This is a genomic window from Serratia sp. TSA_198.1, assembly GCF_052686505.1.
The window spans coordinates 541,271-556,512 of record NZ_JBQZFP010000001.1; the positions used below are offsets into that span (position 1 = coordinate 541,271).

Below are 15,242 nucleotides of genomic sequence, written 5' to 3' on the forward strand. Positions count from 1 at the left end.
GTGGCCGCCTATTAAAGACGCAATAAGAAGGAAAAGAAATGAGTGCTCTACTACTTGCCATTCCGTTGACAATCTTCGTGTTGTTTGTCGCACCGATTTGGCTTTGGCTGCATTACAGCAATCGGCAACAAAGCGGCATTCAACTGAGCCATCAGGAAATGCAGCGTCTGGCGCAGTTGGCCGACGATGCCAAGCGCATGCGTGAACGCATTCAGGCGCTGGAAGAAATCCTCGATGCGGAACACCCGAACTGGAGACAGTCTTGATGAGCAATACTCTGGGCAGTAAAAAACTTTATCGCGTACCTGAGGAAGGCATGGTGAAGGGGGTCTGCGCCGGGCTGGCCCATTATTTCGACGTGCCGGTGCGTCTGATCCGCGTAATAGTGGTGCTGTCGATGATTTTCGGCCTGTTTTTCTTCACGCTGGTGGCCTATTTCGCGCTGGTTTTCGTGCTGGATGAAGCGCCGGCCAGCCGTTTCGAAGGCGAAAACTACAAGACGCCGCGCCAATTGCTCGATCAACTGGAGTATGAGTTGGGCAGCGGCGAACAGCAATTGCGTCAGGTTGAACGTTATGTCACGTCGGACACCTTCGGCGTACAGAGCCGTTTCCGCAAGCTGTAGCCCTGCCTCGCGTGCAATGACCTGCGTGTGGCGCAGGTCAGGCATTGCGCCTGCCATCACCCTGTTTCAAGCAACCGTGCCGGAGGGCATTGATAAATGAATAAAACCTATGCCGCAAAGGCCGTTAAATCCGCTGGAATCAAACAAGGAGCAGGGACGGTGCTGAAGACATTGTCTAAAGTGATCATCATGGCGTTACTGAATTACGGCCCTGCCGGCGCGGCTGGCTGGCTGCTGCGGACCGTTGGCCGCAAACCGATTCGCTTTGTGCTGGCGCTGGTGTTGGAACCCCTGTTTCGCAAAGGCCTGAACAAGGTATTTGGTCGTTACGTAGCGGGTGCAAAAATGCCACCCAGATAGGGTGGCATAAACTTTAATGGGCGGCGGTCACTTTCGTCCCCGGTGTTGCCAGATAGATCCAGTCTGCGCCGTCGCTGATAATGGCCTGAGCCGAGGGAGAGGCTGCAGTATTGGTACAGAAAATAACGGTGCCTTTGCAGGAGACCGCAGCAGGAAGCTGAGAAAACGTCATTGACGATAAATTGGTACCAAAGCGGCTGATGCGACTGTTAGGCCGCCAGCCGGCAGCGGTTTTCACCCAACTGTAAATCGCGCCTTCCTGGTCCCCGGTTACCGCTGTATTGAACCATTCGGAGCCGATAGGGCGCATTACACTCCCTAGCTCTTTGGGAACATCGGCGACACGCGCCACGCTATAGCTGCTTTTTCCTGGTTGATATGAACTGCCATAGCTAGTACTGATAGTTGTCGCGCCTTCGACATCGACATCGATGACCGAACCTGCGCCAGATAGTGAGGCATAACGAAAGTCGCCCAGGCAGCGGCCGCCAAGGAAGCGCAGATTACTGGTGTTACAGCTTACGCTGCCGTACTGACAGTCTGCCAGATCGATCCGGGTATTTGCGCCATCTCCGGTAAGGGCAACGTTGCCGGAGAAATAGGTGTCAGAAATAGTACTCGGATAAGAAGGGTGGCTCCACGTCAGATTCGCTAACCAACTGTTGCTGATCATGGCCTTTACGCTGGAGGAAAAGTTCATGTCTTGTAACCAGCATCCGCTCATGAAAATATTGAACCGTTTCCCGGATGCAGCATGCGTAATATTCCCCGCACGGTTAATATTGGTTACATACAAAACACCATACCCCGTACTGTAAACCAAATCATTTACTTCCGACGCCTGAATTTCATTAAGATAAACTTCCCCAGAGTTCATGTGTAATAATCGGCTGGCATTGGTATTTTCTCCAATTAATGTTTTCAATGGGCCGCTACGATGTTCCATATGCAATTTCGTGAACCACAATCCAATGCCGCCATGAATGTAAATAGTCGGGCTGATCAGGTTGGCTTCCCATTGGCAATCTTCAAAGCGCAACATGTTACAATCATCGTCCTTGATGGTTGAGGTTAAATGAACGGGGGCCAGTAGCATTTTCTCATAATCTGTAATGTCGGCATAACTGTTATAATCGCCGGAAGTTCTGCCGCAGCCTTGGACCTCAAGGAATTTAAAGTAACTATCCTGAACTTTATCAAGATAGAGACCTGCACCTTTGCAATAGAGGATGCTTACATTCTGTACCTGTACGTAACCAGCGTATTTTATGCTTAATCCGCTAATGATTTTATTATTGCCACGTATTTGAAAGTTTCTGAAGTTGATCCCACTATACGTCATTTCCCCTGCGTTGGCAGAAACGGTAATAACTCCACTAACATCTGAAATATCAGTTAGATCTGGCCCAGAGTAGGTTAACACTGCACGCCCGTTAAAACTGTTTTCGCCGTAGAGCGCGATCCCTCTGTTAGCTGGAAAAATGACCGGCTTTGCAATATTCCAGTAACCGCTTGGGATTTTTACCGAGCGTTCGCCTTGTATCAGTGAAATGTTTTGAATAAATGAGCTGTTATCACTTAGGGTAGGATCGCAACCGCCATCATATAAAGAAAGTTGCGTTAAATCGTTTCGTCGCCACACTGCTGTTGATTGATTAACTATAACAGTGGAGTATCCGCCGTCATCAATTGCATTGGCAATGTTCAGATAACCTGTAAATACGCCACCGCCTTTGCCTTTTCCCGCATAGTACTCCGTTAAAAAAATACGTTGCCCATCATATTCTGGCAAGGTGTTTCTTAATGCATTCATAGTGCTTGCTGCGGCTATGTTTTGCTCTAAATTAATTGCACTCATAGAGTTCTCCGGGTAGTATTAAATGTTAGAGAAAGCATCTTCGACGCCAAATTTTTTCGGGCTAAAGGTGCAATATTGAGATTATTCCCAGCAAGATAATGCTATCTTGGTTTTTTATGAGGTGCGATATTAGGTCGTTCGGCTATATACCGCACAACGAATAACATGCATGGCAAGCGGTGCAGGCGCGAAAGACCTTATCCATGACATAAAATAATCTGGCTTATGACTATAATAATGCTCATAGACTGCCGAGATTAACGAATTTATATAACTCCATGTTTTATAGAACAAAAGGAAGTCACTCTACGAAAAATGAAACGACTGCAAAATGAGTTAACCTCGCTGGTCAACCGCGGGATGGATCGCCATTTGCGTCTGGCGGTGACCGGCCTTAGCCGCAGCGGCAAAACCGCCTTTATCACCGCCTTCGTCAATCAGTTGCTGCACGTTCACAGCGGTGCGCGCATGCCGTTGTTTTCGCCAGTGCGCGAAGAGCGGCTTCTGGGCGTGAAACGCATTCCGCAGCGCGATCTTGGCATTCAGCGTTTTACCTATGATGAAGGGTTGGCACAGCTTTATGGCACCCCGCCAAGCTGGCCGACCCCGACGCGCGGCGTCAGCGAAATTCGCCTGGCGCTGCGCTACCGTTCCAACGACTCGTTGCTGCGGCATTTTAAAGATACCTCGACGCTGTATCTGGAAATCGTCGATTATCCCGGTGAATGGTTGCTGGATTTGCCCATGCTGGAACAGGACTATCTGGCCTGGTCGCGCCAGATGGCCGGTCTGTTGCAGGGCGATCGCGCCGAGTGGGCCAAACCCTGGCTAGAACTGTGCAAAGGTTGCGATCCGCTCGCGCCGGCCGACGAAAACAAGTTGGCGGCCATTGCTCAGGCCTACACCGATTATCTGTTGCGTTGCAAAAGCGAAGGCTTGCACTTTATCCAGCCGGGCCGCTTCGTGCTGCCGGGCGATCTGGCCGGCGCGCCGGCACTGCAGTTCTTCCCGTGGCCCAATGTCGACAGCCTCGGCGAATCGAAGCTGGCGCAGGCTGACAAGCACACCAACATCGGTATGCTGCGGGCGCGTTTCAATTACTACTGCCAATCAATAGTCAAAAACTTCTATAAAGAACATTTCGTCCGTTTCGATCGGCAAATTGTGCTGGTTGACTGTCTGCAACCGCTCAACAGCGGTCCACAGGCGTTCAACGATATGCGGCTGGCACTGACCCAATTGATGCAAAGTTTCCACTACGGTAAGCGCACGCTGTTCCGTCGCTTGTTCTCGCCGACCATCGACAAGCTGATGTTTGCCGCCACCAAGGCGGATCACATTACCGCCGACCAGCACGCCAATCTGGTGTCGTTGTTGCAGCAGTTGGTGCAGGAAGCGTGGCAGAACGCGGCGTTTGAGGGCATCAGCATGGATTGCGTGGGATTGGCCTCCGTACAGGCGACCGAAAGCGGCATCGTCGATCACCAGGGGCAGCGAATCCCGGCCTTGAAGGGCAATCGCCTCGTCGATGGCGCGCCGTTGACGGTGTTCCCCGGCGAAGTACCGGCGCGTTTGCCGGGGCCGGCTTTCTGGCAAAACCAGGGTTTCCACTTTGATGAGTTTCGTCCCCGCGCCATGAGCGTAGACAGCCCGTTGCCGCACATCCGTCTGGACGCGGTGATGGAGTTTTTACTGGGAGATAAATTGCGATGAGCGAACCGATAAAGCCGCGTATCGATTTTGAAGAGCCGTTGCAGCCGCCGCAAGAACCGATATTGCGCGCCAACGTCGCCTTTGATGAACAGCAGGCGGAGCGTTTTTTCCCGGCCGCGCCTGAGTTGGAACAAGAAGAGGAAGAAGGGCGCGCCGAAGGCATTATCAATGCCGCCTTGAAACCCAAACGCAGCCTGTGGCGCAAAATGGTTACTGCCGGGTTGGCGTTGTTCGGCGTCAGCGTGGTGGCACAGGGCGTGCAGTGGGTGCATACCGCTTGGGTGCAGCAGGATTGGATTGCCATGGGCGGCGGCGTGGCTGGCGGCTTGATCGTGTTTGCCGGGGTAGGGTCGGTCGTGACCGAATGGCGCAGGTTGTATCGTCTGCGCCAGCGTGCGGAAGAGCGCGACGTAGCGCGGGAATTGTTGCACAGCCACGGGTTGGGCAAGGGGCGCGAATTCTGCGAGAAGCTGGCGCGGCAGGCCGGCCTCGATCAGGGGCATCCGGCGTTACAGCGCTGGCAGGCTTCCTTGCATGAAACTCAAAATGACCGCGAAGTGGTAGCGCTTTATGCCAAGCTGGTGCAACCGGTATTGGATAATCAGGCGCGTCGTGAAATCAGCCGTTCGGCGGCAGAATCCACATTAATGATCGCCGTCAGCCCGCTGGCGCTGGTGGATATGGCATTTATCGCCTGGCGTAACATTCGGTTGATCAACCGCATTGCGGCGTTGTACGGCATTGAACTGGGTTATTTCAGCCGTCTGCGGCTGTTCCGCTTGGTGCTGTTGAATATCGCCTTTGCCGGTGCGTCCGAACTGGTACGCGAGGTGGGGATGGATTGGATGTCACAGGATCTGGCTGCACGGCTGTCCGCCCGTGCAGCCCAAGGCATTGGCGCCGGTTTGCTGACCGCCAGGCTGGGCATCAAGGCGATGGAGCTGTGCCGCCCGCTTCCGTGGCTGGAAGGTGAGAAGCCCAAACTCGGGGATTTCCGCAGCCAGTTGGTCGGTCAACTGAAAGACGCCATGAAAAAAAACGACAATAAAGCCAAGTAACTCACCCACTGCGCCCGCCCTGGGCGCAGTTGTTTGTTTCTGCATCAATAGCCACCGCACAGCTCAATACGTAACCCCTGGTTGACGAAAGACGATCCCCCTGCAATCACATTATATTTATCTAAAAAATTATTGCCGGTTATGATAACTCTCTGCAAATGAACTAAAATGACGCCGATGGTGTTATTTACTTGCGTTTAAAATCATCAACAACGGCGATAAATCAGAGTTCTGTCAACTTTTGCTGACAGATTGCTTCTACCGCTCGGGGTGAGAGAGTATCATCATCGTCAGTCATCCCCGCACCTGCAGAGATAAGGCCAACACTGATGCGTTTGGAAGTATTTTGCGAAGACCGGCTCGGTCTGACTCGAGAATTACTCGATCTTTTGGTATCGCGCAGCATCGATTTACGGGGTATCGAAATCGATCCCGTCGGCCGCATTTACCTCAATTTTTCCCAACTGGATTTTGACACCTTCCGCGCGCTGATGGCGGAGATCCGCCGCATTGCAGGCGTGACTGACGTGCGCACCGTTAACTTCATGCCGTCCGAGCGTGAACACCGTGCGTTGCGGGCGCTGCTTGAGTCGATGCCGGAGCCGGTATTTTCGATTGATATGCGGGGCAAGGTCGAGTTGGCCAACCCGGCGGCACAGGTGCTGTTCAGCTTCAGCGAAGATAAAATCCGCAATCAAACGGCTACGGCTCTGATTGGCGGCTATAACTTCAGCCGCTGGCTGGAGAGCGAACAAACGGCGCCTCACTCCGAACGGGTCGTGATCCGCAGCCAGGATTTCCTGATGGATATCACCCCCATCTATCTGGAAGACGAAAACCAGCAGAACGCCACCGTTGGCGCGGTGGTCATGCTCAAGTCGACTGCACGCATGGGGCGCCAGCTACAGAACCTGTCGGTGAACGACGATACCGAATTCGATCATATCGTGGCCGTCAGCCCGAAAATGCGCCAAGTGCTGGAACAGGCGCGTAAACTGGCGATGCTGGATGCGCCGTTGCTGCTGGTCGGCGACACCGGTACCGGCAAAGACATTCTGGCTCGCGCCTGCCACCTGCGCAGCCCGCGCGGCAAACAGCCATTCCTGGCGCTGAATTGCGCCGCACTGCCGGATGACGTGGTGGAAAGCGAGCTGTTCGGCCATGCGCCCGGCGCTTACCCCAATGCGCTGGAGGGCAAGAAAGGCTTCTTCGAACAGGCGCACGGCGGCTCGGTGCTGCTGGATGAGATCGGTGAAATGTCGCCGCGCATGCAAACCAAACTGCTGCGTTTCATTAACGACGGCACTTTCCGCCGCGTAGGGGAAGAACACGAAGTACACGTGGATGTGCGGGTCATCTGCGCCACCCAGAAAAACTTGACGGAGCTGGTGCAACGCGGTGAATTCCGCGAGGATCTCTATTATCGCCTTAACGTGCTGACCATCACTATTCCGCCGCTGCGCGAACGTCCGCAGGACATCATGCCGTTGACCGAGCTGTTTGTGGCGCGCTTTGCCGACGAACAGGGTGTGGCGCGGCCGAAGTTGGCGAACGATCTGGGGAGTTTCCTCAGCAAGTATGGCTGGCCGGGCAATGTGCGGCAGTTGAAAAACGCCATCTACCGTGCGTTGACGCAAACGGAAGGCTTTGAGCTGCGCCCGCAGGATATCGTGCTGCCGGAATTTGAGGTCGAGATGTCGCTGGGCGACGAAGTGCTGGACGGCTCGCTGGACGATATCAGCAAGCGCTTCGAGCGTTCGGTGCTGACGCGGCTATACCGCACTTACCCGAGCACGCGAAAACTGGCGAAACGCCTGGGGGTTTCGCATACCGCGATTGCCAACAAGCTGCGCGAGTATGGCCTCAGCAGCCGCAAGGCGGCGGGGGAAAGCGAAGAATAAAAAAACGGGCGCCGCGGCGCCCGTTTCGTTTATCAGAGCCCGCGAAAGCCGGCCCTGGTGACATCACTTCAGTGCAGCCAGCGCAGCATCGTAATCCGGCTCGTTGGTGATCTCATTCACCAGCTCGCTGTACAGCACATTGTCCTGGCCATCCAGCACCACGACCGCACGTGCAGTCAGACCCGCCAACGGGCCTTCAGCGATTTCGACGCCGTAAGCCTGTTTGAATTCTGCGCCACGCAGGGTAGACAGCGTCACTACGTTGCTCAGGCCTTCCGCGCCGCAGAAGCGTGACTGGGCGAACGGCAGATCGGAGGAGATGCACAGCACCACGGTATTATCCAGACCGCTGGCCAGTTGGTTGAATTTACGTACCGAGGCAGCGCAAACGCCGGTATCAATACTTGGGAAAATGTTCAGGACTTTGCGTTTACCCGCGAAGCTGCTTAGCGCTACGTCTGACAGGTCTTTGGCAACCAGCGAGAACGCTTTGGCTTGTTCGCCTGACTGTGGCAGATGGCCTGCAACGCTGACCGGGTTGCCTTGGAAATGTACTGTCTGAGTCATTGGCTTGGTTCCTTTTACAGGTGTTTATACAAAGGGGATGAACCTAATAAAATAGCCGCTATGGCTGGGTTTGCCATTAGGTTCACGCCCTGGCGTCAGTTTAAGTCAACAATTGTGGGTTGGATATATAAAGTTTGCTAAATAGTTGTATATATTAGGTTGTGTCCAAAAAACATCCGCCCGCTAGCCCGTTTTTATACGCTATTTTCGCTCAGGAGCCGTTATGAGAAGCATGCGTTTTTACCCAGAAGCCTGGCCATTGCATACCGCCTTTGTCATTGCCCGCGGCAGCCGCACCGAAGCGAAAGTGGTGGTGGTCGAGATTGAACTGCAGGGTGTGCGCGGCATCGGCGAATGCACGCCGTATGCGCGCTATGACGAAAGCGAAGCCTCGGTGCTGGCGCAATTGGCGGAGGTGACACCGGCTATCGAACGGGGAGTGACGCGTGAGCAGTTGCAGCAGTTGATGCCCGCAGGCGCGGCGCGCAATGCGGTGGATTCGGCGCTATGGGATCTGGAGTGCCGTCTCAGCGGCCAGAGCCGCTGGCAGCGCAGCGGTGTCACGGCGCCGGAACGCATCCTGATGGCGCAAACCGTCAGCATCGGCCCGCCGGAGGCAATGGCGTTCGCCGCACGCGAACTCGACCAGCAGGGCGCACGGCTGTTGAAAATCAAGCTGGATAATCACCTGATCAGCGAACGGTTGGTGGCCATCCGCGCAGCGGTGCCGGAAGCGACGCTGATCGTCGATGCCAACGAGTCCTGGCAGGCGGAAGGCCTGGCTGCGCGTTGCCAACTGTTGGCGGATCTGGGAGTGGCAATGTTGGAGCAGCCGCTGCCGGCCGCCGATGACGGCGCGCTGGAGAACTTTATCCACCCGCTGCCTATTTGTGCCGATGAGAGTTGCCACACCAGTCGCGATCTGCCGGCGCTTATCGGCCGCTATCAGATGGTCAATATCAAGTTGGATAAAACAGGCGGCCTGACGGAAGCGCTGATTTTGGCTAAGCAGGCGCGCGAGCAGGGCTTCGCCATTATGCTCGGCTGCATGTTGTGTACTTCACGGGCGATCAACGCGGCGTTACCCTTGGCCCCAGGGGCGCGTTTTGTGGATTTGGATGGCCCAACCTGGCTGGCGAAGGACGTCGACGCGGGGCTGGATTTTGACTATGGGGCGATCAATCTCGCCCCAAGGCAGAATTAATCCTGGTAGGTCAACAGCTCTACCATTGCATCGAGATAGCTCTCGCTGGCGGCATCGGCGGAGATCGGCGGGAATTCGGCGGTAATGCAGGGCAGCGACAAATCGGCGCACCAACTGCCGAACGAACCCGGCGTCTCGTAACCCACGCTGGTGACCAGCGGCAAAGCAAACTTATGTGAAAGCCAGACTCCGAGTTGGGAACTGGCGGGATCTTCAATGCAGGCCAAGGGTTCGTGAAACGACACCACCCAGTGCGGTTTCAACCGGTGAATCAGGTGGCACAGCGCCTGGGTTTCCGGTTCTGAACCGGGGCGGCCGCCGGTTGACAGCTTCACATCTCGTGCCTCCGCTGCGCTGTTCCAACGATAAACCGTATCGCCGGAGCGCCAGTTGGCGGCAGGGAAGTTACGGTTCAGGTCAACGCCGTTGGCATTGGCGCGCAACCCCAGTTGGCACCCGTCGGGATTGACCGCCAGTATCACGTGATGGCGCAGCCGGTTTGGCGCAATGCTGCGTAGCGCACAAGAAAGGGTGACGATAGCGGCTCCCTCGTCACCGTGGGTACCGGCGATGATCAGCCCGGTTTCCGGCCCGCTGATGGCTGCGGGGAAATAAAGCAGCGGTGCCCCTAACAGCGAACTGCCGTAATTCTCTCCTGCAACGGCCAATTGGCCACGTTCACTGCGCGGTCGATGCTGGATCATGGTGTTGTCCCTGAGTTAAATGTCGAGAGTCATTATCATTTTATTCAGTGTATTACGCTTTGGCTTATCTTTCCCAGAGCTATTGTTTCACCTTTGCCTGATATGTGAGCTGTGCGCTGGCGCGAGCAACAATAAAACCGCGCCGGTCATTTCGCTGTTGTTATACTATCGGCAAAGCTAACCCAATAACCAAGCAGGGGATTTAACATGCCAGTAGCCAGAATAGTTGCCAGCTATAGCGAAAATGAAAAGGATACCATCACGCTGCTGTGCGGCGTGGATGAGGAAAACCAGATCCGTCAGGGGGAATGGTTCGGCGTGGTGAAAAATGATGACGGGCGTGGCGATGAGTCCAATTATCCCTTTACTCTGCACGTCGACTACCAGAAAAACACCTTCTATCTCGACTATGGTTATGACGATGCCGAGTCGCGCCAGATGCAAAAAACCGATATATATTCTAAACCGCTCGCCGAACAAAGCTTCTTCACCATTTTCGACGAGGAAGAGGGCGAAGAGTTCAGCTATCGCATCAACAGCATTCACCTGTACGACTAACTCTCCCTGAGACAAAAATGCCCGTGCCGACGTTGTCGCACGGGCATTTTTTATTGTCTGGCCCTCAGTTTTTGCATCTTGTCCGCCCTGGGCTATAGGTGAGAGGGATCTTGTGCTATATGATAAAAAATTCAGATGGTTAACGGGGATGAATCAGAATGACGAGAAGAAAAATTCAGCAAGGTTTTCGTTTGGCGTTGTGTGCAGTGGCTATTGGCGCAGGATTGAGCAGCGCGATGGCGGCGCAGGTTCCCCCAGGCACCACTCTGGCGGAAAAGCAGGAAATCGTTCGCCATATTAAAGATGAGCCGGCCTCACTGGATCCGATCAAGGCCGTGGGCTTGCCGGAGGCGCAATTGGCGCGTGACCTGTTCGAAGGGCTGGTGAATCAGGATGCCAACGGCAAGGTGATCCCCGGCGTCGCCACCCGTTGGCAGACGACTGATAATCAAACTTATATCTTCACGCTGCGTAAAGATGCGCGCTGGTCAAACGGTGACCCTGTAACGGCGAAGGATTTCGTTTATAGCTGGCAACGCCTGGTTGAGCCGAAGAACCTGTCACCCTTTGCCTGGTTCGCCCAACTGGCCGGCATTCAGAACGCCGACGAGATCATCGCCGGCAAGCTGCCTGCCGATAAGCTGGGTGTAACGGCGTTGGATGACTACACCTTTAAAGTGCAGTTGAACAAACCGGTACCGTACTTTGTCAGCCTGACCGCCAACTTCAGCCTGTTCCCGGTGAACCGGTCGGTGGTGGAGAAATTCGGCAATGACTGGACCAAAGTCGGCAATCTGGTGGGTAACGGTGCGTTTAAACTGCAAGAGCGGGTGGTCAATGAGAAACTGGTGCTGACGCCAAATGAACACTATTGGGATCACGCGCATACCGTGCTGACCAAAGTGACCTTTGTGCCGATCAACCAGGAGTCCAACGCCACCAAGCGTTATCTGGCCGGCGACATCGATATCACTGAGTCCTTCCCGAAAAACATGTACCAGAAGTTGCTGAAAGACATTCCGGACCAGGTTTATACCCCGGATCAGCTCGGTACCTATTATTACGCCTTCAATACCCAACGTGCGCCGACTAATGATGTGCGAGTGCGTAAAGCGCTGTCGTATGCGATCGACCGTAAAATTATCGCCGAAAAAGTGCTGGGCACCGGTGAGAAGCCGGCCTACCACTTCACGCCGGACGTCACCGCCGGGTTCAAACCGGAAGTGAGCCTGATGCAGCAGCAATCGCAGGCGGAACTGAATGCGCAGGCCAAGGCGTTGATGCAGGCCGCCGGCTACGGCCCAAATAATCCGCTGAAACTGACGCTGCTGTACAACACTTCGGAAAGCCATCAGAAAATCGCGATTGCCGTGGCGTCGATGTGGAAGAAAACGCTCGGGATTGACGTCAAGCTGCAAAACCAGGAATGGAAAACCTACATCGACAGCCGCAACACCGGTAACTTCGACGTCGTGCGCGCTTCCTGGGTGGGTGATTACAACGAGGCATCGACCTTCCTGTCGCTGCTGAGCTCTTCCCACAGCGGCAATATCGCCAAATTCAAGAGCGCCAAGTATGACAATCTGCTGGCGCAGGCCAGCCGGGAAACCAACGCAAAGGCCCTGACGGCGGATTACAATAAAGCGGAACAGATCATTGCGGAACAGGCGCCGATCGCGCCAATTTACCAGTACACCAACGGTCGCCTGATCAAGCCCTGGGTAAAAGGCTACCCGATCACCAACCCGGAGGACGTGGCCTACAGCCAGACAATGTATATTTTGCAGCATTGATCTGCCGCGTTTGCTACGTATTTTTATCAGACCCCGCTAATGGCGGGGTTTTATTTTTGGGCGGAACGATGGCGGTTATGGCGCCACAAACAACGCCTTACGCGCAATGCTGGAAGGAAATACGCAAGACACATCGTGCGCGCAGTCGGGGACGATCAGTAACTGACGTTTGGCGCCAGGGGCGATAAACCGCCGATCGTAAGCCGCATAGGCGATGCCGCGTTGCAGACGGTAGGGGCCCTGAGCCTGCGCGGCGCAGGATTTGTCGAGTATTTTGTAGAAGGCGCCGGGCGCGTTGCCGGTATCTTTTCCTCCCTCAATATAAGTGATGTCCGCCGCGGCATAGCGCTGACGCACCGTCTCGCGGGTTTGGCCATGAAAAGCGGGGATATCTTCCATACCGTATTTCCAGTGGTTTAGGGTTGGGCACGAGTCGGTGTTAACTTCCGTCCAGGTAAAATCGCAGCCTTTTTCCTGACTGCAACTGCGCCAGTCGACAGCCGGCTGTGGGCGCAGGCGATCGAAGTAAAGCCAACTGCCGGGGTCGGAAACGACATAACGCACGCTCACGCCGGTGGGCGGTTCCGCAAACCCGACATAATGCTGCACGAACTGTGCACCGGCGGAAAATCCAGCGACAGTGACCCACCGTAACTGCGGCCATTTGATTTTCAGTTCGACGATCAATTGGTCAAGTGCGGCAAACGAGCTGACCTTTGACTGTAAATCCAGCCCGCCCTCTATCCAGGAACTGCAACTCCACAAGGCATCACCCGGCTGCGCCGCAGGAACGCCGGGCGAGTGGCAGCGCCTGGCCTGCGCGGTGGGAACCGGATAGAGCGGCACAACCAGTAAAGTGTCGTCGATTTTACCTGCCAGTCGTGCCGCTTTTAGCGCCGCAGCCAGCGTTTTCCCGGCATCTCTGGGGTGGCCGTGCAGCACGATTAACGCGGAATGCGGTGTTCGTCCGTGGGTTTTGGCGACGTAATAAGGCAAATTACCCGCCGAGTCGCCGAGCTTGAGTTGATAGGCATCAGAGATACCCTCGAGCGGGCCCTGTGCGGCAAACAGCGGATAGAATGGCGCAGGAGCAAGCGTCAAAATAGAGGCCAACAGTAATGTCGATGCGTATTTCATGGGTACCAGGCTGAACGTTGGTCGTTATTCACCCATGTTAGCGCATAAGGTGCGAGTCAGGGGTAAGCATCAAGCGGCTTTATCTTTGAGTCGCAAAACATTAACGCTAGACTCTGGTGTAACTGAAAAGCGAAGGGGATAAGGAATGGATGTCATTGAGGGGCGCGAGTTACAGGTTCCTGATGCGGTGTATGCCTACCAGCTAGACGGCAAAGGTGGCGTAACATCGATTGACTACGATGATAAAATCACCTGCGATGAGCCTTGCTGGCTGCATCTGGATTATGCGCACCCAGCCAGCGCTGAATGGCTGAACACTACGCCGCTGTTGCCGGATGCGGTAAGAGAAGCGTTATCAGGGGAAAGCTCACGCCCGCGGGTCAGCCGCCTGGGCGATGGCACCATGATCACGTTACGCAGTATTAATTTCAACGCCAACTCACGGCCGGATCAGTTGGTGACCATCCGCGTTTACTTGACCGATAAACTGATCGTCTCCACCCGGCACCGTAAGGTGTACTCCATCGATCAGGTGGTGAACGATCTGCAAAGCGGAGCCGGGCCGACCAACAGCGGCAACTGGCTGGTGGAGGTTTCCGATGCGCTGAACGATCACACCAGCGATTTTATCGAGGATCTGCACGATAAGATCATCGATCTGGAAGATGCGCTTTTGGAGCAGCAAATCCCGGAGCGCGGGCAGTTGGCGCTGATCCGTAAACAACTGATTGTGTTGCGCCGTTACATGGCACCGCAGCGCGACGTATTTTCCCGGCTGGCAAGCGAGCGGTTGCCCTGGATGAACGATGACGATCGACGCCGTATGCAAGATGTTGCCGACCGGCTGGGGCGCGGTCTGGACGATCTGGATGGCAGCATTGCGCGTACCGCGATCCTTTCCGATGAAATTACCACCGTGATGGCAGATGCCATGAACCGCCGAACTTACACCATGTCGCTACTGGCAATGGTATTTTTGCCCACCACGTTTTTGACCGGACTGTTCGGCGTTAACCTGGGCGGCATTCCCGGCGGGGGCAATCCCTTTGGTTTTGCCACGTTTTGCCTGATGCTGACGGGGTTAGTGCTCGGCGTGGCCTGGTGGTTGAAACGCAGCCGCTGGCTGTAGCCAAAAAAGCGCGAAAACCCGGTTAACATTGAGCGATATCAACTTTTGCCGGGCGGAAATGGGGCATGATCTCTCTCGCAGGTGAATGCAACGTCAAGCGATGGGCGTTGCGCTCCATAATTGTCTTACTTTCTTATATTTAGAATTGCTGCATAGCACATTGATTCATACGATGCCGGTCTAACCACCGGCATTTTTTTGTCTGCAGTTTACCGCCTTCAGGCCGCGCTTTCGTCCCAGAAACTGGCCTCGATTTTATGCCCGTCCAGATCGCGAACAAAGCACCCGTAATAGGCTTCGCCATAGTGTGGTCGTGATCCTGGGGCTCCTTCATCTTTCGCGCCGGCCTGCAGCGCCAGCCGGTAAAACTCATCGACTTGCTGCTTACTGGTGGCGAAAAAACCTACGTGCACGCCGTTACCGGTAGAGGCGGGTTGGTTATCGATCGGCACCTGCAACCAGAACTCCGGGTAATCACGGCCATAACCAATAGCGCCGGGGTGCTCCAGCACTCGCCGGCAGCCCAATGCGGAGAGCGTACTATCGTAAAACTCGGCGGCGGCATCGAAATGATTGGTACCCAGGGAAACGTGGGATAAGCAGGGGGTAATGTTCATCGGCAATCTCCTTATGAC

The 15,242-nt window shown here is 54.9% G+C and carries 15 protein-coding genes; 10 read left to right on the forward strand and 5 right to left on the reverse strand.

Annotated elements, in window-relative coordinates:
* Positions 1-38: 38 nt before the first annotated feature.
* The 3 genes from pspB to pspD all read left to right on the forward strand — a co-directional run bounded on the left by pspB (position 39) and on the right by pspD (position 985).
* A complete protein-coding gene (pspB, locus tag ACUTSW_RS02565; RefSeq protein WP_004945113.1) occupies positions 39-266 on the forward strand; it encodes an envelope stress response membrane protein PspB in 228 nt (75 codons plus the stop codon).
* Positions 266-625, forward strand: coding sequence for an envelope stress response membrane protein PspC (gene pspC / locus ACUTSW_RS02570; RefSeq protein ID WP_004945110.1), 360 nt, complete (start codon positions 266-268; stop codon positions 623-625). The genes pspB and pspC overlap by 1 nt, the downstream gene beginning before the upstream one ends.
* Before the next feature lie 96 nt (positions 626-721).
* A complete protein-coding gene (gene pspD / locus ACUTSW_RS02575) occupies positions 722-985 on the forward strand; it encodes a phage shock protein PspD (protein ID WP_006325657.1) in 264 nt (87 codons plus the stop codon).
* 13 nt (positions 986-998) lie between these two features.
* Here pspD and ACUTSW_RS02580 read toward each other — a convergent pair whose 3' ends face one another.
* Entirely contained in the window at positions 999-2,843 is a 1,845-nt protein-coding gene (locus ACUTSW_RS02580; protein ID WP_445583576.1) for a hypothetical protein, read from the reverse strand.
* A gap of 315 nt (positions 2,844-3,158) precedes the next feature.
* Between ACUTSW_RS02580 and ACUTSW_RS02585 the strand changes: the two genes are divergently transcribed.
* The 3 genes from ACUTSW_RS02585 (at position 3,159) to tyrR (ending at position 7,515) form a co-directional block, all read left to right on the forward strand.
* Positions 3,159-4,556 carry a YcjX family GTP-binding protein gene (locus ACUTSW_RS02585; RefSeq protein ID WP_006325650.1) on the forward strand — a complete coding sequence of 466 codons (1,398 nt, stop codon included), beginning with the start codon at positions 3,159-3,161 and terminating at the stop codon, positions 4,554-4,556.
* Positions 4,553-5,614 carry a YcjF family protein gene (locus tag ACUTSW_RS02590; protein ID WP_004945097.1) on the forward strand — a complete coding sequence of 354 codons (1,062 nt, stop codon included), beginning with the start codon at positions 4,553-4,555 and terminating at the stop codon, positions 5,612-5,614. The genes ACUTSW_RS02585 and ACUTSW_RS02590 overlap by 4 nt, the downstream gene beginning before the upstream one ends.
* 329 nt (positions 5,615-5,943) lie before the next feature.
* Entirely contained in the window at positions 5,944-7,515 is a 1,572-nt protein-coding gene (tyrR, locus tag ACUTSW_RS02595) for a transcriptional regulator TyrR (RefSeq protein WP_445583577.1), read from the forward strand.
* 63 nt (positions 7,516-7,578) lie between these two features.
* Here the strand turns inward: tyrR and tpx are convergent, their stop codons facing one another.
* The gene (tpx, locus tag ACUTSW_RS02600; protein ID WP_006319550.1) at positions 7,579-8,082 is read right to left on the reverse strand and encodes a thiol peroxidase; all 504 of its coding nucleotides are present in this window, start codon (positions 8,080-8,082) and stop codon (positions 7,579-7,581) included.
* A 223-nt stretch (positions 8,083-8,305) separates the two neighbouring features.
* Between tpx and ycjG the strand changes: the two genes are divergently transcribed.
* Positions 8,306-9,286 (forward strand): L-Ala-D/L-Glu epimerase, encoded by a 981-nt coding sequence (ycjG, locus tag ACUTSW_RS02605; RefSeq protein WP_445583578.1) that lies wholly within the window; start codon positions 8,306-8,308, stop codon positions 9,284-9,286.
* Here the strand turns inward: ycjG and mpaA are convergent.
* Positions 9,283-9,990, reverse strand: coding sequence for a murein tripeptide amidase MpaA (mpaA, locus tag ACUTSW_RS02610; RefSeq protein WP_013813106.1), 708 nt, complete (start codon positions 9,988-9,990; stop codon positions 9,283-9,285). The two genes, ycjG and mpaA, sit on opposite strands and share 4 nt — an antisense overlap.
* Before the next feature lie 207 nt (positions 9,991-10,197).
* Between mpaA and ACUTSW_RS02615 the strand changes: the two genes are divergently transcribed.
* Both ACUTSW_RS02615 and ACUTSW_RS02620 read left to right on the forward strand, forming a co-directional pair.
* The gene (locus ACUTSW_RS02615; RefSeq protein ID WP_004945080.1) at positions 10,198-10,548 is read left to right on the forward strand and encodes a hypothetical protein; all 351 of its coding nucleotides are present in this window, start codon (positions 10,198-10,200) and stop codon (positions 10,546-10,548) included.
* Between the two features lie 158 nt (positions 10,549-10,706).
* Positions 10,707-12,341, forward strand: coding sequence for a peptide ABC transporter substrate-binding protein (locus tag ACUTSW_RS02620; RefSeq protein ID WP_062870996.1), 1,635 nt, complete (start codon positions 10,707-10,709; stop codon positions 12,339-12,341).
* Between the two features lie 75 nt (positions 12,342-12,416).
* Here the strand turns inward: ACUTSW_RS02620 and ACUTSW_RS02625 are convergent, their stop codons facing one another.
* Positions 12,417-13,478 carry a hypothetical protein gene (locus tag ACUTSW_RS02625; protein ID WP_445583579.1) on the reverse strand — a complete coding sequence of 354 codons (1,062 nt, stop codon included), beginning with the start codon at positions 13,476-13,478 and terminating at the stop codon, positions 12,417-12,419.
* 145 nt (positions 13,479-13,623) lie between these two features.
* Here ACUTSW_RS02625 and zntB point away from each other — a divergent pair, with 145 nt between their 5' ends.
* On the forward strand, positions 13,624-14,607 hold the full coding sequence (gene zntB, locus ACUTSW_RS02630; RefSeq protein WP_004945070.1) for a zinc transporter ZntB: 984 nt from the start codon (positions 13,624-13,626) through the stop codon (positions 14,605-14,607).
* Between the two features lie 218 nt (positions 14,608-14,825).
* On the opposite strand, the gene ACUTSW_RS02635 is transcribed toward zntB, so the two are convergent.
* A complete protein-coding gene (locus ACUTSW_RS02635; protein ID WP_004945067.1) occupies positions 14,826-15,224 on the reverse strand; it encodes a VOC family protein in 399 nt (132 codons plus the stop codon).
* Positions 15,225-15,242 lie beyond the last annotated feature (18 nt).